We start from the raw sequence: 6,561 nt of genomic DNA on the forward strand, positions 1-6,561 counted from the left end.
ACCTACACCGAGACGCATTTCCGGGACGAGGAAGCCTACATGGCGGAGATCGGGTATCCCGCCCTGGATAACCACCGGCACGAGCACGAGCAGCTCGTGGAGAAGGTCCGCCGCTTCCAGAGGCGCCTGGAGATGGAGCGCATCAGCATGCCGGTGCTGGAATTCCTGATCAACTGGGTCGGGCACCACATCATGACGTCGGACCAGGAGATCGGTCGCTACGCCAGGGGCCTGTCCGGAGTCGAGGTCGAGGACGAGGCGACCAGCCCGGCCGGATCCAGCCTGTAGAGTCCCTGCAGCTGGGCGTAGAGGTCGGCGTGCCGGCGGCGCAGCGCGACGGGGTCCTCGAAGAAGCTCTCGGTCGCCACCGCGAAGAACTCCGACGGGTCCTCGGCGCCGTAGGTGTCCAGCACCGTCGGCCGCCGCTTGTCCGCGTCCCTCTGCAGCTTCCCGTAGGATTCGGCGAACACCCGCGCCCACTCCGCGTGCCCCGTCGCCAGGCGGGGTGTGCCGTCGGCCTCCCCGGTCTCCTGGTCCAGCTGGTGGGCGAACTCGTGCAGCACGACGTGGCGGCCGTCGCGGCCGTGCCGCGCGTCGTGGAGTACCTCGTCCCAGGCCAGCACGACCGCGCCGATGTCCCAGGCCTCGCCGTCCATCTCGTCGTCGTACTCGTCGACCAGCCCCGTCCCGTCCTCCTCCGCGACCTGCGCGACGAAGGTCGTCGGGTAGAGCAGCACCGACTGCAGCCGCGGGTAGACGCCGGTCTCGCGCCCCAGCAGCAGCAGGCAGGCGTTGGCGGCGACCGTCACGCGCATCTCGTCGGTCAGCGCCAGCCCGCCGCAGCCTTCGAAGTTCTTCTCGGCCAGGAAGACCTGGGCCAGGCCCAGCAGCTCGGCGCGCGCGTCGGCTGGCAGGTGGCGCCAGAAGGGGACGTTGCGCTCCACGACGGCGAGCCGTTCGGCGGGGAAGGGCCGCGCCCTCAGCTTGGCGTGGCGTCGTCGCCTGAAGAAGTCCAGCATGCGGTGCCTCCGGAACGGGGAACGGGTCCGGCCATTGTCGGCGGGACCCGTTCCTCAGTCAACCAGGGGCCGGGGTCACTTCACGCCGTAGCAGATGATCTCCATGGGCGCGGGCTCCTCGCCTTCCTCGGTCCCGCCGGCGGCGCCCTGCGTCTGCAGGGTGACCATGGCGTCGGTGAAGCCCTTGACCACCACGAAGCGCCCCTTGCCGCCCTCCATCAGGGCGTCCTTGCTGCTGTCGCCGGGGCAGGCCACGCGGACCTGCTCCAGGAACTCGCCCGCGGGGGAGAAGACGTCGTAGGTGGCCAGGATGCCGGCCGGCTGCTCGTGCCAGCCGCGGCTGCTCAGGACCCACAGGTTGCCGTCCTCGCCCAGCATCATGCCGTTGATGGTCTCCTCGGTCTTGGAGACCGAGTGCTCGACGGGGAACGGGATGTTGCGCAGCTGGGCCGTCATGATCGACTCGACCAGCGCGTGCTCGTCGGGCGTGCGGGTCCAGTTCACGTACTGCCGCTCGATCACGCGCTCGAGCTTGCCGTCGGGCGCGTAGACGTCGATGGCGTAGGCGTTGCGCTGCGAGGCGACGTAGACGCGGCCGTCGTTGCCGAGCACCCACTTGCGGAACTGCGGGAAGTACTCGGTCTCCTCGTCGATGGACAGCTTGCTGAACTCGTACTTGCGCGACTTGTGCGCGTAGGTCACCAGCGGCTTGCCGTCGGCCGCGTAGCTGCGGATGAAGTTGTCGCGGACCTGGAAGCCTTCGGTCTGGTTGATCGTGCTCTCGACGCCGCCGAGCACGAGGCGCCCGCCCCGGCCCTGCACGTCCGACAGCGTCAGGAAGCCGCCCTCGGCGGGGGCGTCGCCGCCGGGCACGAAGGTCTTGGCCGGCGTGTCGTTCAGGTCGACGCAGACGATGCGGCCGGGGAAGGTCTGCACCAGGCCCAGCGTGCCGTCGGGCATGAAGAGCATGTCGACGGGGTAGCGCACCTCGCCGGGGCCCTCGCCCTCGCGGCTGAGGGTGCGCGTGAACGCGCCCTTGCTGTCGAAGACGTGGACCTGGTGGAGCTGCGTGTCCAGCAGGTAGACGTTGCCGGCGGCGTCGGCGACGACGCGGGTGATCAGGCCGAAGATGCTCTCCTCGTCGTCCTCCCCGCCCGCGCGCCAGATCTCCTTCAGGGTCAGGGTCCGCACCCCGCCCGCCGGCTTGGCGCCGTTGCGCACGTGCAGCACGCCGTCGACGGTGACCTGTTCGGCGGCGGCGAGGGCCGTCCCGGCCGCGGCGGCGAGGAGCAGGGCGGCGGTGAACAGCACGATGACCTTCGGGGACAAACGTAAGCTTGCGAGCATCTTGACGACCTCCCGGGATGGTGTTGCCGGGGCGTTCGTACGTGCCCGACGGCTCCAGGTTGCTCCCCGTCCGTTCCGCCGTCAACTGATGCGGGGCGCCGGCCGGGGGTCCCAGCCCTAAATGATATCAACGATCAAATAATCGGCCCGAAACGGTGAGATCGACCCCATGGTTGACAATTAGGTATCGTTTCCGGTATGATGCGCAACGCGAGGTCAGGATCCGCCCACCTACCCTCTCGCCCCACGTCCCGTCCATTGTCCGGCGGCATCACGCGCGACCGGCATCGTCGTCATTGTAATTCCAGGGGGTACCGTCATGAAATCCATGCGTCTGTGGTCGGGTCTGATCTTGTTGCTGCTCGTGACCGTCGTGGCATCCTCGATCGCGTTCGCCGATCCGGTCCAGGGGATCTACACGTCCACCGACCTCGGTGGTCAGCTCCTGACCGGCCGCGCCGCGACCTGGAGGTCCGGCATCAACTCCGGCTTCCCCCACGTCCTGCACGCCCAGTCCTGGGACGGCGCCGCGCTCGGCGCGCAGTGGGAGATCAGCTGCCCCACGTCCTCCAGCATGACCGCTCAGGACAACCGCGTCGGCGGCGTGGGCACGATCGTTTACACTTCGACCTTCAACGGCGGCACGTTCGCCTTCTTCGCCGGCGGCTGGCCGTGGGGCGACGGGGCCGGGACGCTGGGCGCCATGACCGTCATCACGACCGTCCAGTACGTGCTGATCGGCGGCGTCAGCACGGGAGTGGCCGCGGTCATCAACGGCAACACCAGCGGCACCTTCGACAACGGCTGCACGCTGGTCTTCGCCATCGGCAACGGCGTCGGCGTGGGCGAGACCACCAGCCTCTACCCCGCGATCACCAAGCCGGCCGGCTACCCGACGTTCCTGGACGGCACTTGCGGCCCGGCGTCCGCCGGCCAGCAGTACGGCTCGTGGGGCACGGTCATCACGCTCACGATGCAGGTCGACTGCGCGGTCCCGACCGAGGACGCGAGCTGGAGCAGCGTGAAGGCCGCCTACCGCTGATCTGAAGTGACCCATGCCAGGGCCGTCTTCCTCCGGGAAGGCGGCCCTTCGCATGCACCGCCCCCCCGCCCATGCAACCGCCGGCCGCCGCGGTGCGTATCCCGGTCGCCACGCGACCGGGAGTCCTCCCGGACCGCATCCCCGTCCGTGCCGAGGAGGCCCGTCATGCGCCGATCCGTCGTCCCCGCCGCCGCCCTGCTGGTCCTGCTGCTGGCCGGACCGCTGGCCGCCCAGGAGTTCACCGAAAGCTTCACCCTCGACCTCGCGTCGCTCCACGTGATCGACCTGATCGGGGAGGTGCGCGTCCTGCCGGCCGCGGGCGACGCTTTCGAGGTGGAGGTCGCCGTGAAGGGCGTGGACGCCCGGCGCGATCGCCTGGACATCGTCGTGGACGAGGACGAGCGCACGCTGCGGGTCGACTTCCCGCTCGACAAGGAGCGCGACTACGTCTACCCGCCGCTGAAGAACGGCAAGACGTCCATCCAGTTCGACCAGCGCGACGAGGGGAACCACGACTTCTGGGAAGCCGTGTCGATGCTGCTCGGCAGCGAGCGCGTGACCGTGCGCGGCAAGGGCCGCGGGCTGCAGCTCTGGGCCGACGTGACCGTGCGCGTGCCCGCGGGCCGCGAGGCCGACGTCCGCCTGGGCGTCGGCCGCATCGAGGCCGAGGGCGTGCGCGGCGACCTCGTGCTGGACATCAGTTCCGGGTCGGTGGCGGCCCGCGGCATCGTGGGCTCGGTCCTGGCCGACACGGGCAGCGGTTCGGTGGAGTTCCTGGACATCGACGGCGACGCCACCGCCGACACCGGCAGCGGCGAAGTCGTCATGCGGCGCTGCCGCGGCGAGGAGATCAAGGCCGACACCGGCAGCGGCGGCGTGACGCTCGAGGACGTCGCCTGCGAGCGGCTCGTGGCCGACACCGGCAGTGGCGGCGTGCAGGCCGAGGCCGTCGACGCCGGGTCCGCGCTGATCGACACCGGCAGCGGCTCCGTCCTGCTGCAGCTGACGCGCATGGGTGGCGGCCGGTTCGTCGTCGATACCGGCAGCGGCGGCGTGGAACTGGTCCTGCCGCGCGACGCGTCCTGCCGCGTGACGGCCGAGACCGGCAGCGGCGGCGTGCACGTCGACGTGCCCGGCGTCGCGGCCCCGGGTCGCCACACCGACGAGCTCGAGTTCACGGTGGGCGGCGGGGAGGCCCAGGTGACCCTGGACACCGGCAGCGGCGGGATCAGGGTTCGCATGCAGTAGGACCGTGGTATCATCCCCCGGCCGGCAAGGGCCCGAACCGGGGAGTGGTCCCATGAACGTGCGCCTCCTGAAGACCGTGACGCCGCTGTTCGCGGCGCTGTGGCTGCTGACCGGCTGTGGGGAGAAGATCGTCGAGGGCGACGCTCCCCCCGCGGCCGGCCTGGCGGAAGCCGAGGCCCTGCTGGGCCTGGAGTTCACGCCGCGCGAGCGGGCGCTGATGCGCGAGGACCTCGCCGAGCAGCGCGCCGCCTTCCTCGCCCTGCGGGCCCGCACCCCCGCCAACGACGTGGCGCCGCCGCTGGTCTTCGACCCGCGGCCGGCGGGATTCCGCCCGACGGTCCCCGACCGGCCGCCGCGCTGGCGCGAGACCGCGGCGCCGCCGCGGCCGGCCGACCTCGAGGATCTCGCCTTCGCGACCGTCGGCGAGCTGTCCGCCCTGCTGCGCTCGCGGCGGGTCACCTCCCTGGAACTCACCGAACTGTTCCTCGGCCGTCTCCAACGGCTGGGGCCGGAACTGGCGTGCGTCGTCTCGCTGACGCCGGAGATCGCGCGGGAGCAGGCCCGCCGCGCCGACCGCGAGATCGCCGCCGGGCGCTGGCGCGGGCCGCTGCACGGCGTGCCCTACGGCGTGAAGGACCTGCTGGCGGTGCGCGGCACACGCACGACCTGGGGCGCGGAACCCTACCGGGACCAGACGCTCGACGAGACGGCCACGGTCGTCGCGAAGCTCGAGGCGGCGGGCGCGGTGCTCTGCGCCAAGCTGACCCTGGGCGCCCTGGCCATGGGCGACCAGTGGTTCGGCGGCCAGACCCGCAACCCGTGGGACCTGGAGCAGGGCAGCAGCGGCTCCTCCGCCGGCCCGGCCTCGGCGGTGGCGGCGGGCCTGCTGCCCTTCGCCATCGGCTCGGAGACCTGGGGCTCGATCGTCTCGCCGTCGATGCGCTGCGGCACGACCGGCCTGCGGCCGACCTTCGGCCGCGTCAGCCGCGCCGGGGCGATGGCCCTGAGCTGGTCGATGGACAAGCTCGGGCCCATGGCCCGCTGCGCCGAGGACTGTGCGCTGGTCTTCGAGACGATCCGCGGGGCCGACGGGCGGGACCCCTCGGTGATCGAGGCGCCGTTCCCGTACGCGCCGCGCGCGGACCTGCGCGGGCTGCGGGTCGGCTTCGCGCCCGCGGCCTTCGACACCGCGGGCGACCGCGAGGACCCCGGCCTCGCCCGGGACCGCGCAGCGCTCGCGGCGCTGCGCGGGTTGGGCGCCGAACTGGTGCCCGTCGAGCTGCCGCGCACCGACGCGATGCCGCTGTCGGTGATCCTGACCGCCGAGGCGGCCGCCGCCTTCGAGGAGCTGACGCTCTCGGGCCGCGACGACCTGCTCTCGCAGCAGGGGCGCGGCGACTGGCCCAACATCTTCCGCGCCGCGCGCCTGATCCCCGCGGTGGAGTACCTCCAGGCCAACCGGCTGCGGGCGCAGCTCATGGCGGAGGTCGACCGGATGTTCGCGGGGATCGACCTGTACGTGGGCCCGTCGTTCGCGGGGCAGGACCTGCTGGTCTTCAACCTCACCGGGCACCCCAGCGTCGTGGCGCCCGACGGGTTCGACGGCGAGGGGCACCCGCGGGCGTGGTGCTTCGTGGGCCGCCTCTTCGACGAGGCGACCCTGCTCGCCGCGGCGGGCGCCTGGCAGGAGGCGACCGGCTGGCACCGGGCGCACCCGCCCCGCTACGCGGCGGCGTCGTCGGGGGCGGCGTCGGCCCGGTAGCGCCGCCGCCGCTTGACTCCCGCGGGCGGCGCGATAACGTTGCGTCCAGGCGCGGACCGGCGTCTCCGACGTCGACACTTCCGCGCGCAGGTTTCTTGGAAGGGGACAGTGATGACGGTCGTGCTGAACGGCTCCGGCCTGAC

Annotated in this window: 6 protein-coding genes; 4 read left to right on the forward strand and 2 right to left on the reverse strand. The window is 71.9% G+C overall.

Features of this window, described 5'->3' with window-relative positions:
• On the forward strand, positions 1-288 hold a 288-nt coding region (locus Q7W29_00575; GenBank protein MDO9170308.1), incomplete at its 5' end, for a hemerythrin domain-containing protein.
• Here the strand turns inward: Q7W29_00575 and Q7W29_00580 are convergent.
• On the reverse strand, positions 219-1,019 hold the full coding sequence (locus Q7W29_00580; GenBank protein MDO9170309.1) for a zinc-dependent peptidase: 801 nt from the start codon (positions 1,017-1,019) through the stop codon (positions 219-221). The genes Q7W29_00575 and Q7W29_00580 overlap by 70 nt on opposite strands.
• Before the next feature lie 75 nt (positions 1,020-1,094).
• Positions 1,095-2,366, reverse strand: a complete 1,272-nt coding sequence (locus Q7W29_00585) for a 6-bladed beta-propeller (protein MDO9170310.1) — start codon at positions 2,364-2,366, stop codon at positions 1,095-1,097.
• Between the two features lie 319 nt (positions 2,367-2,685).
• Between Q7W29_00585 and Q7W29_00590 the strand changes: the two genes are divergently transcribed.
• The 3 genes from Q7W29_00590 to Q7W29_00600 all read left to right on the forward strand — a co-directional run bounded on the left by Q7W29_00590 (position 2,686) and on the right by Q7W29_00600 (position 6,418).
• Positions 2,686-3,408: a hypothetical protein gene (locus tag Q7W29_00590; protein ID MDO9170311.1), complete on the forward strand. Its 723-nt coding sequence runs from the start codon at positions 2,686-2,688 to the stop codon at positions 3,406-3,408.
• Between the two features lie 165 nt (positions 3,409-3,573).
• Positions 3,574-4,656 carry a DUF4097 family beta strand repeat-containing protein gene (locus Q7W29_00595; GenBank protein ID MDO9170312.1) on the forward strand — a complete coding sequence of 361 codons (1,083 nt, stop codon included), beginning with the start codon at positions 3,574-3,576 and terminating at the stop codon, positions 4,654-4,656.
• Positions 4,657-4,708: 52 nt separating this feature from the next.
• On the forward strand, positions 4,709-6,418 hold the full coding sequence (locus Q7W29_00600) for an amidase (GenBank protein ID MDO9170313.1): 1,710 nt from the start codon (positions 4,709-4,711) through the stop codon (positions 6,416-6,418).
• Positions 6,419-6,561 lie beyond the last annotated feature (143 nt).

The organism is bacterium (genome assembly GCA_030654305.1).
In the GTDB taxonomy this organism is placed as follows: domain Bacteria; phylum Krumholzibacteriota; class Krumholzibacteriia; order LZORAL124-64-63; family LZORAL124-64-63; genus PNOJ01.